Here is an 18,418-nt window from a genome sequence, read left to right on the forward strand (position 1 = left end):
GGCATCCGTCGACATGACCGAGTTCGTCAGCGACACCTGGGCGATCGCCGGCCGCGACCTGCGGCATCTGCTGCGACTGCCGGAGAAGTTGATCGGTTTCACCGTGATGCCGGTCGCGATGGTCCTCGGTCTGGGGATCCTGTTCGGCGGCGGTATGCGGGTCCCGGGCGGCGGGGAGTACGGCGCGTACGTGTCGGCGGGAGTGGTCACCTCGATGGCCGTCTCGATGACCGCGCTCTCCGCGCTGGGCGTGGTCGGCGACCTGCAGGACGGCATGTTCGACCGGCTCCGCTCGCTGCCGGTCAGCCGCTTGGCCGTGCTGTGCGGACGGGTCGCGGTGGACTCGGTCCTCGTGGTGGTGGCGATGGCCGGCGTGGCGTCGGCGGCCGGGATCGCCGGCTGGACGGTGGGCGCCCGGCTGCCCGCGGTGCTCGCGGGGATGGGCCTGGAGATGCTGCTGGGCATGGGCTGTTCGTGTCTGGGAATCCTCCTCGGCCTGACCTTCCGCAACGCCGAGGCGGTCATCTCCGTGGTACCGGTGTGCCTCCTGCCGGTGACGTTCCTGTCCAATGCCTTCGTGCCTCCGGACGGCCTGCCCGGCTGGCTGCGCGACGTGGTCGCCTGGAACCCGGTGACAGCGGTGACCAGCACGGTGCGCGACCTGCTGAGCACGTCGGACACGGCCTCGGCCGCGGGCTTCTCCGGCCACCCCGCCCCGTTCGCGCTCGCGTTCTGCCTGGCGCTGATCGCTCTGGCCGCCCCGGCGGCGACGCGGGCCTACGGCCGCGCGGGAGCCGCACGCTGAACCAGCCGCCGTGCGAACCCGCTCGTTCTCACTTACTCAGCTCTGTGTGTCAGGAGGCGCCATGGACTTCGGTCTCTTCTACTTCGCGAACGACAAGGAGGATGCCGGCGACAGATACCGGCTGCTGATGGAGGGAGCCAGATTCGCCGACACCCACGGTTTCGCCTCGGTGTGGACTCCTGAACGCCACTTCCACGCGTTCGGCGGCCTGTACCCGAACCCGGCGGTGACCGGTGCCGCGGTGGCAGCGGTCACCGAGAGAGTCGCGGTGAGGGCCGGCAGCGTGGTGGCCCCGCTGCACCACCCGGTGCGCATCGCCGAGGAGTGGTCCATCGTGGACAACCTCTCCAAGGGCAGGGTGGGCATCGCGTTCGCGTCCGGCTGGCACGCCGCCGACTTCGTGCTGCGCCCGGAGGGCTACCCCACCCGCAGGTCCGGGCTGATCGACACCGTGAAGTCGATCCGCGGCCTGTGGCGGCAGGAACCCGCGTCGTTCGTCGACGGCGCGGGCGAGACCGTCGACGTGACGGTCTTCCCGCCCCCCGTGCAGTCGGAACTGCCGGTCTGGCTGACCAGCGCGGGCAACCCGCAGACCTTCCGGGACGCGGGCGAGATGGGCGCGGGCGTGCTGACTCATCTGCTGGGCCAGGGCGTCGACGTACTGGAGAAGCGGATCGCCGAGTACCGGCAGTCCTTCCGCGACCACCACGACGAGACCGAGGGCGACGGACACGTCGCACTCATGCTGCACACCTTCATCGGCCCGGACAGGCAGAAGGTCAAGGAGACGGTCCGCGAGCCGTTCAGCAAGTATCTGGCCAGCTCCTTCGACCTGGTCATCCACGCCGCCAAGGCCGCGGGCGCGAACGCGGTCGCACTGGATCTCAAGGAGATGAGCCCGGCCGACATCGACTTCATGGTCGGCCAGGCGTTTGACCGCTACTTCGAGACCAGCGGCCTGTTCGGCACGGTCCAGGACGGTCTGCGGATGTGCGAGGCCCTGTACGACATCGGTGTGGACGAGATCGCCTGCCTGATCGACTTCGGTGTGGAAACCGACGAGGTACTGGCCGGCCTGGTCCATCTCGACCAGCTCGGGCAGGCGTGGCGGGAACGCGAACCGGCGCGATAACCGGGACGCGGACATCAAGACGCGGCGAGGAAGGGAACGGATGTGGAGCCGGATCCGGTGGGCAACGAGGCGTATCGCGCGTTCATGGGTTCCTTCCCGACCGGCGTGTCCGTGGTCACCACGGTCGACGAGGCGGGACGCCCGCGCGGAATGACATGCTCCTCGCTGTCGAGCGTCAGCCTGGCCCCACCGATCCTGTCCGTCTGCCTCTCGGTGACCAGCGGAACGCTCAGCGCCCTGCGCGCCCACGGCTCCTTCGGGGTCAACCTGCTGGGTTCCCACGGAAGTTCGGTCGCCCGTCAGTTCGCCGACGCCACGCTGAACCACTTCGAGCGGCTGCCCTGGCGGCCGGCCCCCGGCACCGGCATCCCACGGCTCGACGGAGACACCATCGGCTTCGCCGCGTGCCGGGTGACGGACACCAAGCTCGTCGGCGATCACGTCGTGGTCTTCGGTGTCGTCCTCGGCGCCGACTGCGGCCCCGGTGTGCCGCTGCTCTACGGCCGGCGGCAGTTCGCCGCCTGGCCCGGAGCCGCCGGGGGCGATGCGGCCGGACAGCGTGCCGGCCTCGACGGAGCCACCGCCGAACGGCCGGCCTGACGGGCACGTTCACATCGTCATGACCGTCACCCGGGCACCGGGGCCGTCACCGCGCCTGGGAGCCCGCGACCGCGGCTTGGGCGCGTTCCGCGAGCGCCTCACGGTCGAACTTCCGCCGTACATAGGAGAGATCCGCCAGCAGACCCGCGGCGGTCACCTCGTGGCGCCGCCCCGTCCGCACCAGATGCGCCAGTGGCAGTGCTCCGGTCTCCGCCCAGCACAGCCGGCCTTCCTCGTCCAGCCGGCTGCGGGTACGGCCCCGGTTGTCAGGATGCACGCAGTACGGGATGTCGAGGTAGCCGCGTTCGAACGCCAGCAGCAGAGCGCGAGCCGGATCGGAGTGCAGGTTCAGCACGCCGTCGATCAGCGCCAGCGCTTCCGCGTACGTCTGCGAATCCGTACCCGGGTCGCGCGCGGTCGTCGTCGGGCACGCCTCGGCCGTCCGCGCCGCGTACTCCAGGGCCGCCACGTTCTCCGCGACGGTGGGGATCCGCCGGGACTCCGCGACGGTCTTGACGATGAGGCGTTCCGCGCCTGTCCGCACGGCGAGTTCGGTGGCGTGGCCGAGCAGCCGGTACGCGCCGGCCTCGGTGACCGGGTACGCCCCCATGTACGTGTAGACGACCGTGTGCCAGTCCACATCGGGCAGCAGCGCCCCGCACAGCCGGCGCAGTGCGAACACCGCCTCGGTGTCCTGTCCGGCGTGGGTCTGCTGGGCGTAGCTCACCGAGATACTGCGGCACCCGTACGCGCGGAAGAACAGCGCCTCCAGCACGCTCAGCGCCACCAACTGGCTCGGCGGGCAGAGCTGTCCCATCATGCAGCCGCCGAAGGTCTCCAGGTGTGGTTCCGCGCCCAGGTCACGCAGGTGTGAGAACAGTTCGGTGCACTGCCGCCAGGCCGCGACGGACTCGGCCAGCGGAGTGCGCCCGTAGGGAAGGCAGTAGGACACCGGACCGCCCTCGGTCGCGTCCAGGCCCAGCGTGATCAGCTTGCGGAAGATGTGCAGGGGGAGCGAGGAACCGTGCCGCACCTGCACGGGGAAGCCGGTGTCCTGGACGCCGGCCAGCACCGCCCGCGTCGTCGAGTCGGGGTGGCTGGTGATCGGATATCCGTTGAGCGGCAGCTTCTCGCGCAGGGCGTACTCGGCCGATGCCAGGTCGCCCACCCTGGTGTAGCTGTCCAGGGTCAGTGTGCCGCTGGTGTGCGCCCGCGCCGCCTTGGTGGCGGCCAGACCCGCTCGCATCCGCGTCGGATCGCTGAAACCCATTCGCGGCTGCACCACGAGAGCACCGGCGTCCGCCCGGGTACGGACGAACGCGCCGAACCCCGGCTGTGTGTGACACGGGCGGCTCGGCACCAGGGCGGTCACTCGGTTCTCCCCACGCACAAGGCGTCCCGCCGGGGGGCCGGGAGCGAGGCGACGAACGCCGCGAACTCGGCCGTGCCCGACACCTGGTCGGGGAAGACGGCGTCGAAACCGGCGCCCAGCAACTCCCGCGCGTGATGGCCCGGATCCTCGTCGGACACCGTGAGCTTGCCGCCGATCACCATCGGCGTGGCGGCCAGTTCCGCGCAGTCACGCAGCCGGGCGACCACCCGCAGGCCGTCGGTGCGGCCGTGCCCGTTGACACTCCCGAGGGCCACCAGCACGGGGTCGATCCTGCGGCATTCGTCGACCAGCAGGTCATCCGGTACGCAGGGCCCGAGGTTGACCACGTGGTAGCCGAGTTCCTCGATGACGAGCTGGAGGTAGACCAGGTTCCAGGTGTGCGCGTCACTCGCCAGCCCCGACACCACGACTGTGCCACGGGACCGCATCGCGGACCGCGCGCTCCCCGCGACGACTTCGATCTCCTGCTGTGCCACGGTTCCCCTTTTCCGTAGATTGGTGAAGTCGCCCCGGGATCGAGGTGGTCATGCGGAGCCGGGCGGTGCTTATGGCGACATGGCCGCCAAGGGTGTTCTGCCGAGTTCCACGCATTCTCTTTTGATGTTGTCGATCAGCATCAATGTCGCGCGTGCCGACGGAAGGATCGTGTGACCTTCGCGCGTGAGAGTGGTGCCGCCCGAACTTCGGGTGAACAGTTTGATGCCAAGAGACCGCTCAAGGCAGACGATCTGATAGCTGATTGCCGGCTGCGAGTAGCCCAGTTTCTTGGCTGCGAGATCCATGCGGCCTATCTCGGCAATCGCCACAAAGGCGCGCAGTTCACGCTCATGCATAATGGCCCCTCACAATTGACGGACTATTGCGTCGCGCAACCCTAGCGGGCGGTTCTCTCGGCAGTCACGGCTTCTGCAGGAAGCTGTCAGAAAGCGCAAAACGGGACCTGTCCCCGAGTGGCGGACTTTTGATCCCGGGCCCGCCCCGCGCGACGGGCTTGTGCCGGCCCGCGCGAAAGGAGACGCCCGGCGGGCGAAACGTGAACCGCCGGCCCCTGAGACGTCAGCAGGCCCGGTGGGGAGGCCGGGTGCCGGGCGGGCCGGCCGCCTCGGCGATGGCGGCGGCGCTCGTTCGGAGGTCGGCCCGGGCCTGTGGTGCCAAAGGCGCGAGGAGCCGGCTGAGTTCCTCGGTCACGCTGTGGTGGAAGGCGAGGGCCGAGCGGCGTCCGTCTTCGGTGAGGACTACCTGGACGGCGCGGCGGTCGCCGGGGACGAGCGATCGCTCGACGAGTTCGCGTTGGGCCGCCCGGTCGACGAGCCCTGTCAGGTTCGCCTTTCCCACGCCGAAGAGGCGGGCGAGTTCGGCCATGCCGTACGGCTTCTCGGCCAGGACGCAGAGCATGCGTGCTTGAACCGGCGTCAGGTCGTGACGCTCGGCGACGCGCGTGAAGGTGTCCCGGACCAGGTGGGAGAGCTGGACCAGGGCCATGGCGTCGGCCTCGGCTGCCGCGCTGAGGCGCGCCTCACCGGCTGGGGCGGGGCCGTCGGTGGCTGCGCTGCTTTCGGAGTCCGTGGACGGAGAGGCAGACATGAGATCTATCGTACAGCGCCAAGACGGTGCACTGTGTGTACTATCTACTCCACGAACCATTGGCATGGAGGAGTGATCATGACGCGTATCGGCATCATCCTGGGCAGCACCCGTCCGAACCGGAACGGTGAGCCGGTGGCGCACTGGGCGCTGGAGCTGGCCTCGAAGCGTGAGGACGCCGCGTTCGAGCTGGTGGACCTGCGGGACTTCCCGCTGCCCCACCTCGATGAGGCGATGCCGCCGTCGTTCGGGCAGTACCAGCATGAACACACCCGGCGCTGGGCCGAGAAGATCGCGTCGTTCGACGGGTTCGTCGTCGTGACGCCCGAGTACAACCACAGCACCAGCGGGGTGCTGAAGAACGCGATCGACTACCTGTTCGCCGAGTGGAACCACAAGGCCATCGGCTTCATCTCCTACGGCCCCCACGGCGGAGTCCGTGCGGTGGAACACCTGCGGGTGATGGCCGGCGAGCTGATGATGGCCGACGTGCGCGCGCAGGTCGTCCTCCCCTTCGCCACCGAATTCGAGAACTACCGGACCTTCAAGCCGGGCGACTACAACATCCCGGTGATCGGCACCATGCTCGACCAGGTCATCGCGTGGAGTGAGGCGCTGGCGCCACTGCGGGCCGAAAAAGTCGCGGCCTGATGTGTTTCCGAAGATCGGCCAACTCCCGGGCGGCACGGTGCGACTGCGGCAGTAACCGACCGTTTCTTCCCCTCAGATCACAGACGGGCACTCCATGAACGCCACCCCGAACAGCGGCGATCCGACAACGGCCGCCGACGCCTACTTCGACGCGTGGCAGGCCGACCGGCCGGCCGCCCTGGCCGACGTGCTCGCTCCCGACGTCCGTGTCCACGGGCCGTTGGGCCTGATCGACGGCGCCGAGCAGTACCAGGAATCCCTGGGCCGGATCTTCGCCCTCACCGACACACTCGTCTTCCGCAAGCGGTGGGTCGACGGCGCGGACGTGATGACCTGGTTCGACCTGTACCCCCGTGGTGGGTCGGAGCCGTTCCCCGTGGCCAGCTGGCTGCACATCGAAGACGGTCGTATCACCGGCGTCCGCGTCACCTTTGACCTCGGCAAGCTCCTGCGGGCCGGTGACCCCCGCAGCGCCTCCTGATGGCGGCCGGCCCGTCGGCACGGCCGCGCGAAACCCAGCACCAGCGACCCGTTGAGAAGCGACCCGTTGAGAAGTGAGCAATCCATGAGTGCCCCACACCCCACAACACATCCGGTTCTCGTCGTCGGCGCGACCGGCGCGCTCGGCGGCCAGGTCGTCGACGAACTGCTCCGACGTGGCAAGAACGTCCGTGCACTGGTCCGTCCCGCGAGCGACGCGAGCAAGCTCCAGCAGAAGGGCGTCGAGATCGCCCGCGGCGACATGCTCGACGTTGACTCGCTCATCGCCGCCATGACCGGAGCCGACGCCGTCGTCACCACCGCCGCCGGCTACACCCGCGGTGACAAGAAGGCCCGCGACATCGACACCACGGGTAACGCCAACCTTGCCGAGGCCGCCCACCGCGCCGGCGTGCGCGAGGTGGCGGACCTGATGGGTACCCAGGCCGGAAAGACGATCAAGGTACGCGGTGTCCCGTCCGCGATCACCCGCGCCGCGGGCGCCGTCGTCGGCTCCTTCATGCCGATGGTCAAGGACATGGCAGCGATGTTCCGCTGGTTCGACAGCGGCCGCTACGGCGCCGACACCACACGGCAGGCGCAACTGTTCGGACCTGTCCCCTCGGCCGAGAACGCCATCGAACGGCTCACCGCCGAACTCAGTACCCCCCGCCGTTCGTGAATCGCAGTCGGTTGCCGGTCGAATTGCGCGCCAGGAACAGCGTCAGATACGTCTGCCCCGCCATGGCGCCGATGCGGTGCTCCCGCCCGTAGTAGGTGTTTTCCCCGTCGGCGCCGTAGGTTCGGCCATCGGTGAAGCGGGACATCAGAGAGAGCTGTGCGTCGTTGTGCAGTCGCTCCCACTCGGCGGCGGACGGGCAGATGCCTCGGTCCTGCCCGGTGAGTGAGACCAGAAGGTCGAAGTTGCCGAAGTAGAAGGGAAAGTGCGTACCCCAGTCGTTGCCCTCGGGGTAGTGGATCTCCGCCGAGTTCACGCGGTAGATCGGGCTGGTGCCTCCGCCGGGCAGCGGGAAGGGTAGGTCCACCAGCGCGGCGTACGTCCGGTTGATGTTGTGCAGCGCGGCCCGCGGCGCGGCCCGGTCCGCCAGGCCGAAGACGAAACCCTGGTAGAGGCTCTGGTCGAAGGCCACCATGTACAGCGGGTGCAGCCGTGCGTGGTTCTGGAGTGTTCCGTCGTCGGCGATGTTCGTCCCCCGCAGCCAGGAAGACAACCGGATGCCGTTGATGCTCGCGCTGCTGGTGAGGTCGGCCGGTCTCGCCGCCGCGGCCAGCAGAAGCTCGATGTTGCGACGCGTCCAGCGGGCGGTGTTGGGGTGGCCCGGCATCATCGAGACGGCCAGGGAGAGTGCGGCGGCGCTCCAGTTGTCCTCTTCCGCCTTGCTGTCCCCGGGGGTGACGACGGTGCCGTCGCGGCGGGTCATATACAGCTGATCACCGCTGGTGCCGATGAGATGGACGCTGTCGCCGGTGGTGAGCCGGTCCGCTTCCCATACCAGCATGGCGACGAGATGATCACGCGTGGTGGCGTCCAGCCGGTCCCAGAAGAGCCAGCCTGCCAGGGCCGTGTAGTACGCCCACAGCGCGGTCTGCCATCCGCCGCCCCAACGGTTCGCGGGGTTCGTGTTGTTGGCCCGGTGCCGGGCGGCGAGGGTGCGGATCAGATTGTGGGTGCGGATGGTGGCGTTCGCGGCCGACAGCGTCCGGGGGTCGTACGTGTCCGTGACCAAGGCCGTGGTGGCGGCGACCGCGGCCATGGCGGGCAGCCGGACAGCCCGCTCGTCGGTTCCCTTGAGGTCGATGTAGCCGTCGGGAAGGTAGTGGGTGTAGTGGGCGGCGTACCAGGGTCCGATCAGGTAACGGGCACTCCCGGCGAGGATGGCTGTCACTCGGGTTCCGGCGGCGTCCGCCCCTGAGTAGGAGCCCAGGTTCGGCCAGTTGATGGGTACGACGCTGTTGCCGTCCGCCGCCAGGGCGGTGCCCGTCGTCCCGGCTCCGAATACACCGGTGAGTCCGATCGCGCCTGTTGCTCCGAGGAAGCGACGACGCGAAAGCGCGGGCAGGTCGAACATGGGCGGACTCCTCCTCGCGAGGGGCATCGGAAGACAAGAGGTGTCGCGGTGTGGCAGCGCACCGACGGTTCGCGGAGACGGTCGGCACAAGTCCGGGACTGTTTCTCATTCGAAGAACTTGAGGCTGTACCCGGTGTCTGTGGGGGAGCCGGGGACGTTGGCCCGGCGGTACGTGGTGTCGCCCCACCAGACGGCCGTGCCGGTGTACCAGTAGCGGTTGGCCCATGAATACGGTGTGCCCTTGGCGACCGCGTGGAACATGGTCGGGAACCGGTTGCCGGACGGCGGACCCGCGGCGACGTCGCCGCGCGGCAGGACGAACGTGTGGTGGCCGGGACCGTCGACGTTCAGTGTGGCGTCCCAGCCCGCCATCATGGTCGGGGCGTGCGAGCCGAACAGGCAGCCGTTGCTCTTGTACCAGTCCCAGACGTACGTCGGATCGCCGCCGGTCCGCAGCCGCAGGTCGGCGATGCAGTACTGGCTGCTCCAGCTGCCGTTCGCGGAGTACGCGATGTGCAACTGCCCGTTGGGGTCGACAATCGGCTGGGGTGCCTCGTTGATGTAGGGGTTGCCCACGACCCGTTCCCACGGCTCGCGCGGCTGCGAAATGACGTAACGGCCACCCGTGGTCGTGGTGGGTCCGCTCATCCGGGCGATGTACAGGTTCTGCTCGACGTTGGTGTCGCCGGACCAGCCGGACCACACGAACCAGCGCTGGCCGCCGAAGGTGAAGGGCACCCCGTCGATGGCCCACTTGTCAGCGGGCAGGGCGACCTTGGTGGCGGCGGAATAGCCGGTGTCCGGGCTGGCCGAGCTGATGTGATACATCCGGTGGGCCGCACCGCCGCCGGCGGCGAAGTAGATGCGGTACTGACCGTCGTGGTGCACGATCTCCGGGGCCCAGACCTCGCCGAGGTTGCCGGTGTCCTGCCACACCTGGTGCTTGGGCGCGGTGGCGACGCCCTCCAGGGTGGACGCCGTCCGTACCGCGATGCCGCCGTCCACGGACTTGGCGGAGACATAGAGGTCGCCGACCTTGATGACGCTCGGATCGGCGCCGCCGACGAGGGGGCGGCCGAGCGCGGACGGTTGATCAGCCGTCACAGCGGCCACGCCTTCGGCGGGTTCGGCGGCCATCGCGGCTTGTCCGAGGATCAGTGCGCCAACGAGTCCGAGGGGAACGATGCGGGCGAGCCAACGGGTGGGGCACATCAGGACTCCTGATCATGACCACGACAGATGGTGCTTTCAGCTAATCACCATGAGGTGAGCGCCCGTCAAGAGGGCGAGCGGTGCGACCTGCTCCGTCGACAGCCGTACAGTGAGCGGTTCTGCGGCAGTGCAGCCGGCTGTCGCGTGCGGGCGGAAGAGGGGCCCCGGAGAGGGCGACCTCAGGTTCCGGCTGTTGGGGAGCGTGGTTGTACAACAGTCGCAGCGCGTCGGCCGAGGCGCTGTCGTTGGGTGTATAGACCTCAAGCCGGTGGTCCGGGCTGTCGGGCTGGAGCCACACCTGATAGTCGACGTCGACCCCTCCGACGGTCGGGTGTCGCAGGCGCATGGTGCCCACGGTGCAATCCGCGACGTCGCCCTTGGCCCAGAGCGTGGCGAAGTCTCCGCTCTGCATGGCGAGTTCACCGATCAGTTCAGCCAACCGGGCGTCGGTGGGGTACCTGCCCGCGGTGAGCCGCAGGTACGCGACATGGATGCGAGCGAGTTCATCCCAGTTCCGGTGCAGGTCGCGGGTGTGGGAGTCCAGGAAGAACATCCGGGGGATGGACGGCCTTCGCGCGAGATCGTGGGGGGCGTCGAAGTCGACGTGTTCTGCGACGAGGGCATGTCCCGTGCGGTTCCAGGCCAGCACGTCGCCGCGGCGACCGAGCACGACGGCCGGCGTGGTCCCACCCAGGGACGCCAGGAGCGCCAGTACGCGCGGGTGCGGTCGTTCATGGCGGGGACGGACCAGGCGTGATGTGGCGGGCTGACGGGCGAGGTTGTGCAGGTGGGCTGCCTCGGCCGGATCGAGCCGGAGCGCGTGGGCGAGCGCGTCGAGGACCTGTTGGGAGGCTGTACCGGCCTGACCTTGTTCCAGCCGTGTGTAGTAGCCGGCGCTCACGCCGGCGAGCTGCGCGAGCTCCTCACGACGCAGGCCCGATACGCGGCGGGCGGTGCCGTAGATGTGCAGTCCGACGTCGGCGGGCGTGACCCGGCCGCGGCGGCTCTTGAGATATGCCCCGAGGCTCTCCAGCTCCATGACTGCGAGCGTAGGCGCGAAGGGCCGTGTCCGGGTGTCCCTGGGAGGTGTACCCATGACGCGGGTCTGGTTGCCGAGCGGCCGGCGCCGCACCGTCAGCAGCATGAATGATCTGCGTGTTTCTCACTCACCCGGTCTGCGGGAGTGGCTCGGTCTCCTGGTGGTACTCGGGCCTGTACTGCTGGTCGCGATGGACGGTTCGGTCCTGTTCCTGGCCATGCCCATGGTCGCCGAGGAACTGTCTCCGACTGCCGATCAGGCGTTGTGGATCCTGGACGTCTACGGATTCGCCGTCGGGTCCTTGCTCATCGCGTTCGGCACCATCGGCGACCGGTACGGTCGGCTGAAGTTGCTGATGACGGGCGCGGCGGCGTTCGGCGTCGGCTCGGCGGGAGCGGCGTTCGCAGCTGGGCCGGAACTGCTCATCGTCTTCCGGGCGCTGATGGGCGTGGCCGGTGCCACGCTGCTGCCGTCGGCGCTGGCGGTACTCAGCGAACTGTTCACCGACCCACGTCGGCGCGCACAGGCGATCGGGATCTTCGCAGCCACGTTCGCCGGCGGGTTCGCCATCGGCCCGGTCATCGGCGGACAACTGCTGAGCAGGTTCTGGTGGGGATCGGTCTTCCTGATCAATCTCCCTGTCGTCCTGCTGTTCCTGGTTCTTGCCCCGATCCTGCTCCGTGAGGTGCGCGCCACCCGAAGCGGCCGCATCGATGTCCTGAGCGTTCCGCTCTCCGCCGCGGGCATCCTGCTGACCGTCTACGCGATCAAGCATGCTGCCGTGGAGGGGCCGACCGCGACCGCGGTGGGCACGGGGATCGTCGGCATCGTCGCCCTGGGCTGGTTCACCCGGCGCCAACTCCGCCTTGAGTTCCCGCTGATCGACTTCCGGCTCTTCCGCGACCGGGTGTTCACGATCGCGGCCATCACCGGGCTTCTGCCCCTGGCGGCATGGTCGGCGGTGGCCTACCTCGGCGGCATCTACCTCCAGTCCGTGCTGGGGCTGCCCGTCCTGGACGCGGCTCTGGTCGCGCTGCCCGGCGCCGCTGTGCTCACCGTCACCTGCGTCGTCACACCGGCACTGGTCGCACGTATCGGCACCCGCGCCGCGCTCATCACCTGCCACTTCTTCATCGCCGCGGGTCTGCTCCTGCTGTTGCCCACCAACGTCTCCGGCGGGGTCGGTTGGTACATGGCGTCCACCGTCATCGCCGGCATCGGCTACGGCATCTCCTTCAGCGTTGTCGCCGACACCGCCGTCGCCGCGGTTCCCGCAGAACGTGCCGGGTCCGCCGCGGCGATCGCCGAGACCAGCAACGAGATCGGCAACGCCCTCGGCATCGCACTCCTCGGCTCACTGGCTGCCCTGATCTTCCGGCTCCAGGGACCTGACCTCGCCGACACCCTCAACGAAACACTCCAGATCCCCGGCCTCGCCCCCGCCGTGATCGGCGACGCGAAGACCGCCTTCGTCACGGGTCTGCACGCCGCTGCCGTCATCGCAGGCATCCTCCACGGCGCACTCGGTGTATTCGCCCTGCGCCGGATTCCGAGAACCCTCCTCAGCGCGGGTGACGCCGGCACGGAGCCTTTGGCCCAGGAGACGGTCGCAGTCGTCATGTCGCGCAGGGCGAGGAGCCGGACCGACTAGTGTCCTGAACTGTCTGTTTCAACAAAAAATGTGACTGTTCTTGTTCTCCTACGCCAAGGATGGCATCTGGGTGATGTGTCCTAAAAGGGACTTAAGTGCCTCGCTGTGTGTATGCCAGTCTCGCCCCATGAAGAAGATCATCGCGATGTCCGCTGCCGCACTGACCACCGCGACGCTGCTGTCCGGGGCCGCGCCGTCGGCTCAGGCCGTATCCGGTCCGGCGTGGAACAAGACGGTTCACTGCGAGTCCACCGACCCCGATGGACGCCACATCGTCACCCGGATGGGGAACGCCCATCTCGGATGGAACCATTTCACCCACCGGCACAACATCCGCAAGTGCAAGATCCTCAACGGAGCTCTCAAGGGCAAGGTCGACCGCGACGACCATCATGGGCGTCTGGAGTACGACGGCGTTGCCGTAAGGACCGGTGGCAGGCCCGCACAGGTGCGCTTCACCGTCATCGTTCAGTATTCCCGTAAGACGAAGGACGGCGAGTACGATGCCGGCCGAGGGCAGAAGATCGGCGTCGTCAATGCCTTTTGCCGTAACCAGCCGCACAACAAGTGCCCTGCCTGGATGAATCAGTGACCGACTCCGAAGACCGGGAGCAGCAGGCAGGCATCAGCCGGCACCTGCTGTACTACCTCAACGCCCCCATCGCCGAAGGCTGTCGCCTGCGCGGCGTCCTCCCTGCCCCTGGTGCCGTACGCATTGCCATCCGCGCGGGCGAGGGCGAGGGGAGCGAGACGTTCCTCTACGAGATCCCTCACGACACCGTGGCTCCCGCACACATTCCCGGCGTCCTGCGCGCCGTCCTTTCCGAAACGCAGTTCTACAGCAGTGGCGACGTCGGTGAGGTGCTCGGAATGACACTCCTCCGCCTTCGCCCGGAGGAGATCACCCCCGCGCCAGAGCCGGAGGAGGGCCGGGCGCTGAGGGCCCTCCTCGGGCTCGGGGGCGGACCTGATGACGAGAACCCCTTCCTGATCGGCTTTCTGATGAGGGACGACGGCCTGATGCGCGTGTACGTGGAGCGTCCGGGCCACTCCCGTCTCATCGGCGTCGACATCTGCCTCACCGACCACGCCACCGCGCTGACCGCCTCGATCCCTTCTCTCATCGAGGAGGAGGAACGCTTCCGGCCCTCACTGGACGATCCACACTGCGATCTCGTCGTGGACCTGACCGACTGGTAGGGGGCCGTTCAGCGATTCCCGGGATTTCGGTGTACGGAGTGAGTCCTCACTCATTGACGGAGTGAGGACTCACTCCGTACTCTTGCGGTCATGACAGCACCTCAGGAGAACCAGACCACCCGCCGTCGCGCCCCCGGCATGTCGCCGGAGCAGCGCCGCGAAATGATCATCCAGACCGCGATACCGCTGATCGCCGAGTACGGCGCCGCGGTGACGACCGCGAAGATCGCCCGCGCCGCGGGCATCGGCGAGGGCACAATCTTCCGGGTCTTCGCCGACAAGGACGAGCTGCTGCAGGCCTGCATGGCCGAGGCGCTCTCCCCGGAGCACGCGGTCCGCGAGCTCGACGCGATCGACGTATCCCAGCCGTTGCCCGACCGGCTCGCGGAGGCGGCCGAGGCGCTGCAGGCGCACATGTCCAGGATGGGCGCGATCGCCGGCTCGCTGGGGCATCGCGGCGGCAAGCACCCCGGCATGGTGCGCGGCGCGGGCCGCAACGAGTCGACGACCCGTATCCACGCGGCCCTCGCGGAGCTACTGGAGCCTGACAAGGCCGCCCTGCGCCGGCCGCCGGAGCAGATCGCGGCCCTGTTCTTCGGGCTGCTCTTCACCCAGCCGCGTACGGACGACGAACCCGACCTGACTCCGCAGGAGCTGGTGGAGGTCTTCCTGCAGGGGGCGCTCTCGGGGGGCGTCAAGTGAGCGCGCGGAGAAGGCGCCTGGAGGTTACGGCCCTGGCCGTCCTGGCCCCCGTCCTGGTGTGGCTGGTCGCGGACCTACTGCTGGGGCACCGGCTGCGGATCGCTGACGGCGAGCAGACGCTCGACATCGGCGCTGTGCCCGTGGCGGTCGTCGCACTGCTCGCGTCGCTCGCCGGCTGGGGACTGCTGGCCGCCCTGGAGCGGTTCACGGCGCAGCGCGCCCGCGCCATCTGGACCGGGGTGGCCGGCGCCGTACTGGCCGTGTCCTTCCTGCCGTTCATCGGCGACGGCATGGACGGCGGCACCCGGGTCTCCCTCGCTCTGATGCACCTGGCGGTGGCGGCGGTGCTGATCCCGGGGCTGGGCGGCCGGTCCCCCGGGGCGGGAGCCGGTGCCGATAGGGGGTGACCGCCGGCACCAAGTGCGCCGCGAACAGCCCCAGATGGGGGCAGCTCCGCCAGAGCGTCGCGCGGCGGGGGACGACCGTCAGAGTGCCCACCACGATCGAGATGAAGAGCGGTACCTGCCGGGTCGGGCCGCGGCCCAGCAGGAGCGGACCTTCATGCCAGATCGCTGCGATGGCCACCCCCGGGATGGTCAGGCCGATGCTGGCGACGTCGGAGCCGTAGGCGAGGTCGGGCGGCCGGGCTGGAGCCCGACACCACGCGCTCTGCGACCAAGACGCAGCTGGCCGCAGCGATGATCGAGTGGTTCTGCGAGGCCGGGCACACGGCCGGCCGGGTGACCGATGATGAGGTCTACGGAGGCAACCCCGCTCCGGCCCAGTGCCAGACCGGATCTGTCATGGCCATCTCGTGCCGCACCGAAGTCCGCACGGCTGGTGGGGAGTTCCGTGTCGATTCACTGGTACGCAAGGTGCCGGACGCTCGTGACGGTCATTGGACACTTTTCCTGATGGGTCGTCGGGGGCCTCGCTCTCCGGGGCCGCACCGATCCGGCACAACGAGCTGTTCCCATCCACCGCATCGCGTCGCGCTGGGGGTTCAACGGTCACACGGCCTTTACGCGCGGGTTCCGCGCCGCCTCTGACATCCCGCCCAGGGACACCGTCGTCGCGCTCTCCGACGCTCGACATAATCAGAAGTGGCTCGACGCCTTCCGGTCGGGTGGGGTGGGGACGCTCACGGCGGCGGGAGTGCGTCGGCGGTGGGCGTCATTTCGCGAGGGGGCAAGGAATGAAGCGCCGGTTCCGGAGAACGATGCTTCGCATCATGGGGATGAGTTTGTTCGTATCGGCGGCCCTGGCGGCCCTGGCGGCCCCGGTGGCGACGGCGGCGGAGAGCGGAGCGGCAGGGCGGGTGGGGTGGGGCGTGGACGCGGCCTCCGCCGACGCGGTCGCCGATACCGGCTCGTTCGCCGAGTCCGAGCTATGGGATTCGACCGACGACGACGCGTACGCCAGCTTCCATGTGCAGGGTCTGGCGGTCGTTCCCGCGGGAATCGTGCCGCCCGCGGGGAACGGACAGGCACTGCCCGACGACGTGGTGCTCACGTTCACCGAGGGCCGGTTCACCGTGGGCGACGGCGGAGAGAAGGATCTCCTGGTTCGCCGCAGCGTGGATGGAGGGCGTAACTGGTCGGCCGGCCTGCCCGTGGTTCCGAGGCAGACCGGCCAGAGCTGGGGCAACCCGACGCCGGTCGTCGATGAGGAGACCGGCCGGGTCTGCCTGTTCTACAAGGGATCCGGCGGAGCCGTCTTCGTCAAGCGGAGCGACGACGCCGGGGCCAGTTGGTCGGCCCCCGAGGACTTGACCCCGTTGTTCGCGTCGAACCCGCACGGCTGGACGCTCAACAGCCCGGTCCCCGGCCACGGGATACAGCTCCGCAACGGCCGGCTGCTGATGCCCGTCCAGCACCGCGCCCCCGACCCGGACCGCAATTACGGCATCGAGATGCTGTACAGCGACGCCCACGGCGATCCCGGTTCCTGGCGGCGCAGCGCCGAGGTACCGCTGTCCGTCGCGTACCCGGTCAATGAGAGCCGTGTCTATGAACGCGGCGACGGGTCGGTGGTCCTCAACGGCCGGTGGGGCTCGGGTGGCACCCGCTACCGCATCACCGCGACCAGTACGGACCGAGGCACGAGCTGGTCCGCGCCCGCGATCGACGGCTCGACCGGACAGTTCGTCTCGGTGGACGCGAGCGCGCTCCAGTACAGTCGCGGCCCGGTCGACCGGGTGCTGTTCAGCGGTCCGGACGCGTCGGCCCGGGAGAACATGACCGTCTCGGTCTCGTACGACGGAGGGGCGAGCTACCGCTACAGCCGGGTGATCAACCCGGGCATGTCCTATTACTCCGACCTCGCCCGGTTGTCGGACGGCACGATCCTGTTGGTCTACGGCCGGGACGGCGACGACGCCGGCTTTCCCGAGCGGATCTCGATCGCCCGGTTCGACCTCGAATGGCTGACCCAGGGGCGGGACGGCCTCACCACCGGTCCCGGGCTCTCCCAGCAGGCGTACGAACTGGCCACCGCGGAAGCCCGCACTGACACGGGTGCGGCGGCGCCGATCGTGTCCGACGCCAACGCGCGGGGCGGCAGGACGCTGCGCTACCCGGCTCCTGCGGTGGGCCGATACGTCGACGTCCCGTTCGACGTCGCGGCGGCGGGCACCTACGAGGTGGCCGTCCGGCTGCATCGCGGAGCCGAACACGGACAGATACGCACGAGCGTCGACGGCACAGCACTCGGTCAGGGGCTCGTCGACCCGACAATGACGGTGGGTGAGGGCTATCAGCTCTACCGGCTGGGAACAGCTCAGCTGACAGCCGGGCGGCACTCGATCCGGTTCACCCTGGCCGGCCAGGGGCGCGGCGGCGGCAGCGTCATCACCGCCGACCAGTTGTTCCTGACCTCGGGCGGGCATCCCGCGGACACCGCGAAGGCGGTCGCGGACAATGACTCCGTCGCCGGTTTCGAATTGGTATCGGGCAACTGGGCCAGGGTGGAGAAGGCCCCCGGGGAGTACGGGCAGAGCCACCGCACGCATGCCGCGGGGACCGGCACCGCCAAAGTACGGTTCCGGCCGGACGTTCCGATGAGCGGCGTGTACGAGGTCTCCGCCTGGTACCCGCCCGGCACGGGCCGGGCGTCCAACGCCTCCTATGTGATCCGCCACGCCGAAGGCCAGGAGACGGTCGAGGTGGACCAGCGGTCCGGCGGGGGACGCTGGGTACGACTCGGTGATTTCGCGTTCACCGCCGGCGGCGGGGGTACGGTCGAACTCTCGGACGCGGCTGACGGGCTCGTCGCCGCCGACGCCGTCCGCCTCGCCTACCGGGGCGCCGTCGCGGACAACGACTCGGCCGCCTACGAAACGGTCTCCGGGGAGTGGAACAACGCGACCGGCACCTCCGGGTACTACGGCCCGAACTACCGGACCCATGCCGCGGGTACCGGGAGTTCGGTCGTGCGCTGGCGGCTGGACGTACCGGTGAGCGGGAGGTACGACGTGTCCGTCTGGTACACGGCACACACCAATCGCGCCTCCGACGCGCCGTACGTCGTCAACCACGCCCAGGGCTCCACCACGGTGCGCGTCGACCAACGTGAACGTGGCGGCCAGTGGGTCTCACTGGGCAGTTATCCGTTCACCGCCGGCCGGCCGGCCACCGTCGAACTCTCCGACGCGGCCGACGGATACGTCGTCGCCGACGCCGTACGCACCACGTACCACGGTCTTGTCGCTGACAACGACGACGCCTCGCACTACGAAGTGGTGTCAGGCACATGGAACAACGCGACGGGTACCTCCGGGTATTACGGCCCGAACTACCGGACCCATGCCGCGGGTACCGGGAGTTCGGTCGTGCGCTGGCGGCTGGACGTACCGGTGAGCGGGAGGTACGACGTGTCCGT

At 69.0% G+C, this 18,418-nt stretch carries 19 protein-coding genes; 12 read left to right on the top strand and 7 right to left on the bottom strand.

Going from position 1 to position 18,418, the window contains the following annotated elements:
• The first annotated feature begins 13 nt into the window (after window positions 1–13).
• From ACFRKB_RS06285 to ACFRKB_RS06295, 3 genes are all read left to right on the top strand, one after another.
• On the top strand, window positions 14–805 hold the full coding sequence (locus ACFRKB_RS06285; protein WP_383103740.1) for an ABC transporter permease: 792 nt from the start codon (window positions 14–16) through the stop codon (window positions 803–805).
• Between the two features lie 61 nt (window positions 806–866).
• A complete protein-coding gene (locus ACFRKB_RS06290) occupies window positions 867–1,937 on the top strand; it encodes a MupA/Atu3671 family FMN-dependent luciferase-like monooxygenase (protein ID WP_383103742.1) in 1,071 nt (356 codons plus the stop codon).
• Between the two features lie 42 nt (window positions 1,938–1,979).
• Entirely contained in the window at window positions 1,980–2,537 is a 558-nt protein-coding gene (locus ACFRKB_RS06295) for a flavin reductase family protein (protein WP_383103744.1), read from the top strand.
• Window positions 2,538–2,583: 46 nt separating this feature from the next.
• On the opposite strand, the gene ACFRKB_RS06300 is transcribed toward ACFRKB_RS06295, so the two are convergent.
• From ACFRKB_RS06300 to ACFRKB_RS06315, 4 genes are all read right to left on the bottom strand, one after another.
• On the bottom strand, window positions 2,584–3,909 hold the full coding sequence (locus tag ACFRKB_RS06300) for a methylaspartate mutase (protein WP_383103746.1): 1,326 nt from the start codon (window positions 3,907–3,909) through the stop codon (window positions 2,584–2,586).
• Window positions 3,906–4,406: a cobalamin B12-binding domain-containing protein gene (locus ACFRKB_RS06305; RefSeq protein WP_383103748.1), complete on the bottom strand. Its 501-nt coding sequence runs from the start codon at window positions 4,404–4,406 to the stop codon at window positions 3,906–3,908. Before ACFRKB_RS06305 ends, ACFRKB_RS06300 begins: the two co-directional genes overlap by 4 nt.
• A gap of 69 nt (window positions 4,407–4,475) precedes the next feature.
• On the bottom strand, window positions 4,476–4,763 hold the full coding sequence (locus ACFRKB_RS06310) for a LysR family transcriptional regulator (protein WP_365975029.1): 288 nt from the start codon (window positions 4,761–4,763) through the stop codon (window positions 4,476–4,478).
• A 223-nt stretch (window positions 4,764–4,986) separates the two neighbouring features.
• The gene (locus ACFRKB_RS06315) at window positions 4,987–5,514 is read right to left on the bottom strand and encodes a MarR family winged helix-turn-helix transcriptional regulator (RefSeq protein ID WP_383103750.1); all 528 of its coding nucleotides are present in this window, start codon (window positions 5,512–5,514) and stop codon (window positions 4,987–4,989) included.
• A gap of 78 nt (window positions 5,515–5,592) precedes the next feature.
• Between ACFRKB_RS06315 and ACFRKB_RS06320 the strand changes: the two genes are divergently transcribed.
• From ACFRKB_RS06320 to ACFRKB_RS06330, 3 genes are all read left to right on the top strand, one after another.
• On the top strand, window positions 5,593–6,165 hold the full coding sequence (locus ACFRKB_RS06320) for an NADPH-dependent FMN reductase (protein ID WP_383103751.1): 573 nt from the start codon (window positions 5,593–5,595) through the stop codon (window positions 6,163–6,165).
• Between the two features lie 94 nt (window positions 6,166–6,259).
• The gene (locus ACFRKB_RS06325; RefSeq protein ID WP_383103753.1) at window positions 6,260–6,646 is read left to right on the top strand and encodes a nuclear transport factor 2 family protein; all 387 of its coding nucleotides are present in this window, start codon (window positions 6,260–6,262) and stop codon (window positions 6,644–6,646) included.
• An 84-nt stretch (window positions 6,647–6,730) separates the two neighbouring features.
• Window positions 6,731–7,327, top strand: a complete 597-nt coding sequence (locus tag ACFRKB_RS06330; RefSeq protein ID WP_383103755.1) for an NmrA family NAD(P)-binding protein — start codon at window positions 6,731–6,733, stop codon at window positions 7,325–7,327.
• Here ACFRKB_RS06330 and ACFRKB_RS06335 read toward each other — a convergent pair.
• The 3 genes from ACFRKB_RS06335 to ACFRKB_RS06345 form a co-directional block, all read right to left on the bottom strand.
• On the bottom strand, window positions 7,305–8,735 hold the full coding sequence (locus ACFRKB_RS06335) for a hypothetical protein (RefSeq protein ID WP_383103757.1): 1,431 nt from the start codon (window positions 8,733–8,735) through the stop codon (window positions 7,305–7,307). The genes ACFRKB_RS06330 and ACFRKB_RS06335 overlap by 23 nt on opposite strands.
• Before the next feature lie 105 nt (window positions 8,736–8,840).
• On the bottom strand, window positions 8,841–9,947 hold the full coding sequence (locus tag ACFRKB_RS06340) for a glycoside hydrolase family 43 protein (protein WP_383103758.1): 1,107 nt from the start codon (window positions 9,945–9,947) through the stop codon (window positions 8,841–8,843).
• A gap of 40 nt (window positions 9,948–9,987) precedes the next feature.
• Entirely contained in the window at window positions 9,988–10,986 is a 999-nt protein-coding gene (locus tag ACFRKB_RS06345) for a helix-turn-helix transcriptional regulator (RefSeq protein ID WP_383103759.1), read from the bottom strand.
• 103 nt (window positions 10,987–11,089) lie between these two features.
• Here ACFRKB_RS06345 and ACFRKB_RS06350 point away from each other — a divergent pair, with 103 nt between their 5' ends.
• From ACFRKB_RS06350 to ACFRKB_RS06375, 6 genes are all read left to right on the top strand, one after another.
• Complete coding sequence (locus tag ACFRKB_RS06350; protein WP_383103761.1) at window positions 11,090–12,637, top strand: MFS transporter; 1,548 nt, start codon at window positions 11,090–11,092, stop codon at window positions 12,635–12,637.
• 127 nt (window positions 12,638–12,764) lie between these two features.
• The gene (locus tag ACFRKB_RS06355; protein ID WP_383103763.1) at window positions 12,765–13,229 is read left to right on the top strand and encodes a hypothetical protein; all 465 of its coding nucleotides are present in this window, start codon (window positions 12,765–12,767) and stop codon (window positions 13,227–13,229) included.
• Window positions 13,226–13,837 (top strand): hypothetical protein, encoded by a 612-nt coding sequence (locus ACFRKB_RS06360; RefSeq protein ID WP_383103764.1) that lies wholly within the window; start codon window positions 13,226–13,228, stop codon window positions 13,835–13,837. Before ACFRKB_RS06355 ends, ACFRKB_RS06360 begins: the two co-directional genes overlap by 4 nt.
• 90 nt (window positions 13,838–13,927) lie before the next feature.
• Window positions 13,928–14,539, top strand: coding sequence for a TetR/AcrR family transcriptional regulator (locus tag ACFRKB_RS06365; RefSeq protein ID WP_383103766.1), 612 nt, complete (start codon window positions 13,928–13,930; stop codon window positions 14,537–14,539).
• Window positions 14,536–14,946, top strand: a complete 411-nt coding sequence (locus tag ACFRKB_RS06370; RefSeq protein ID WP_383103767.1) for a DUF6069 family protein — start codon at window positions 14,536–14,538, stop codon at window positions 14,944–14,946. The genes ACFRKB_RS06365 and ACFRKB_RS06370 overlap by 4 nt, the downstream gene beginning before the upstream one ends.
• 830 nt (window positions 14,947–15,776) lie before the next feature.
• The coding region (locus ACFRKB_RS06375; protein ID WP_383103769.1) for a golvesin C-terminal-like domain-containing protein at window positions 15,777–18,418 on the top strand (2,642 nt) is incomplete at its 3' end.

This window comes from Streptomyces scopuliridis (genome assembly GCF_042790125.1).
Classification (GTDB): Bacteria; Actinomycetota; Actinomycetes; order Streptomycetales; family Streptomycetaceae; genus Streptomyces; species Streptomyces scopuliridis_A.

Excerpts from the sequence above, each read along its gene's own strand:
- ACFRKB_RS06285 (WP_383103740.1), top strand. The coding sequence starts at position 14 with ATGACCGAGTTCGTCAGCGACACCTGGGCGATCGCCGGCCGCGACCTG.
- ACFRKB_RS06290 (WP_383103742.1), top strand. The coding sequence starts at position 867 with ATGGACTTCGGTCTCTTCTACTTCGCGAACGACAAGGAGGATGCCGGC.
- ACFRKB_RS06310 (WP_365975029.1), bottom strand. The coding sequence starts at position 4,763 with ATGCATGAGCGTGAACTGCGCGCCTTTGTGGCGATTGCCGAGATAGGC.
- ACFRKB_RS06315 (WP_383103750.1), bottom strand. The coding sequence starts at position 5,514 with ATGTCTGCCTCTCCGTCCACGGACTCCGAAAGCAGCGCAGCCACCGAC.
- ACFRKB_RS06320 (WP_383103751.1), top strand. The coding sequence starts at position 5,593 with ATGACGCGTATCGGCATCATCCTGGGCAGCACCCGTCCGAACCGGAAC.
- ACFRKB_RS06325 (WP_383103753.1), top strand. The coding sequence starts at position 6,260 with ATGAACGCCACCCCGAACAGCGGCGATCCGACAACGGCCGCCGACGCC.
- ACFRKB_RS06330 (WP_383103755.1), top strand. The coding sequence starts at position 6,731 with ATGAGTGCCCCACACCCCACAACACATCCGGTTCTCGTCGTCGGCGCG.
- ACFRKB_RS06335 (WP_383103757.1), bottom strand. The coding sequence starts at position 8,735 with ATGTTCGACCTGCCCGCGCTTTCGCGTCGTCGCTTCCTCGGAGCAACA.
- ACFRKB_RS06340 (WP_383103758.1), bottom strand. The coding sequence starts at position 9,947 with ATGTGCCCCACCCGTTGGCTCGCCCGCATCGTTCCCCTCGGACTCGTT.
- ACFRKB_RS06345 (WP_383103759.1), bottom strand. The coding sequence starts at position 10,986 with ATGGAGCTGGAGAGCCTCGGGGCATATCTCAAGAGCCGCCGCGGCCGG.
- ACFRKB_RS06350 (WP_383103761.1), top strand. The coding sequence starts at position 11,090 with ATGAATGATCTGCGTGTTTCTCACTCACCCGGTCTGCGGGAGTGGCTC.
- ACFRKB_RS06355 (WP_383103763.1), top strand. The coding sequence starts at position 12,765 with ATGAAGAAGATCATCGCGATGTCCGCTGCCGCACTGACCACCGCGACG.
- ACFRKB_RS06365 (WP_383103766.1), top strand. The coding sequence starts at position 13,928 with ATGACAGCACCTCAGGAGAACCAGACCACCCGCCGTCGCGCCCCCGGC.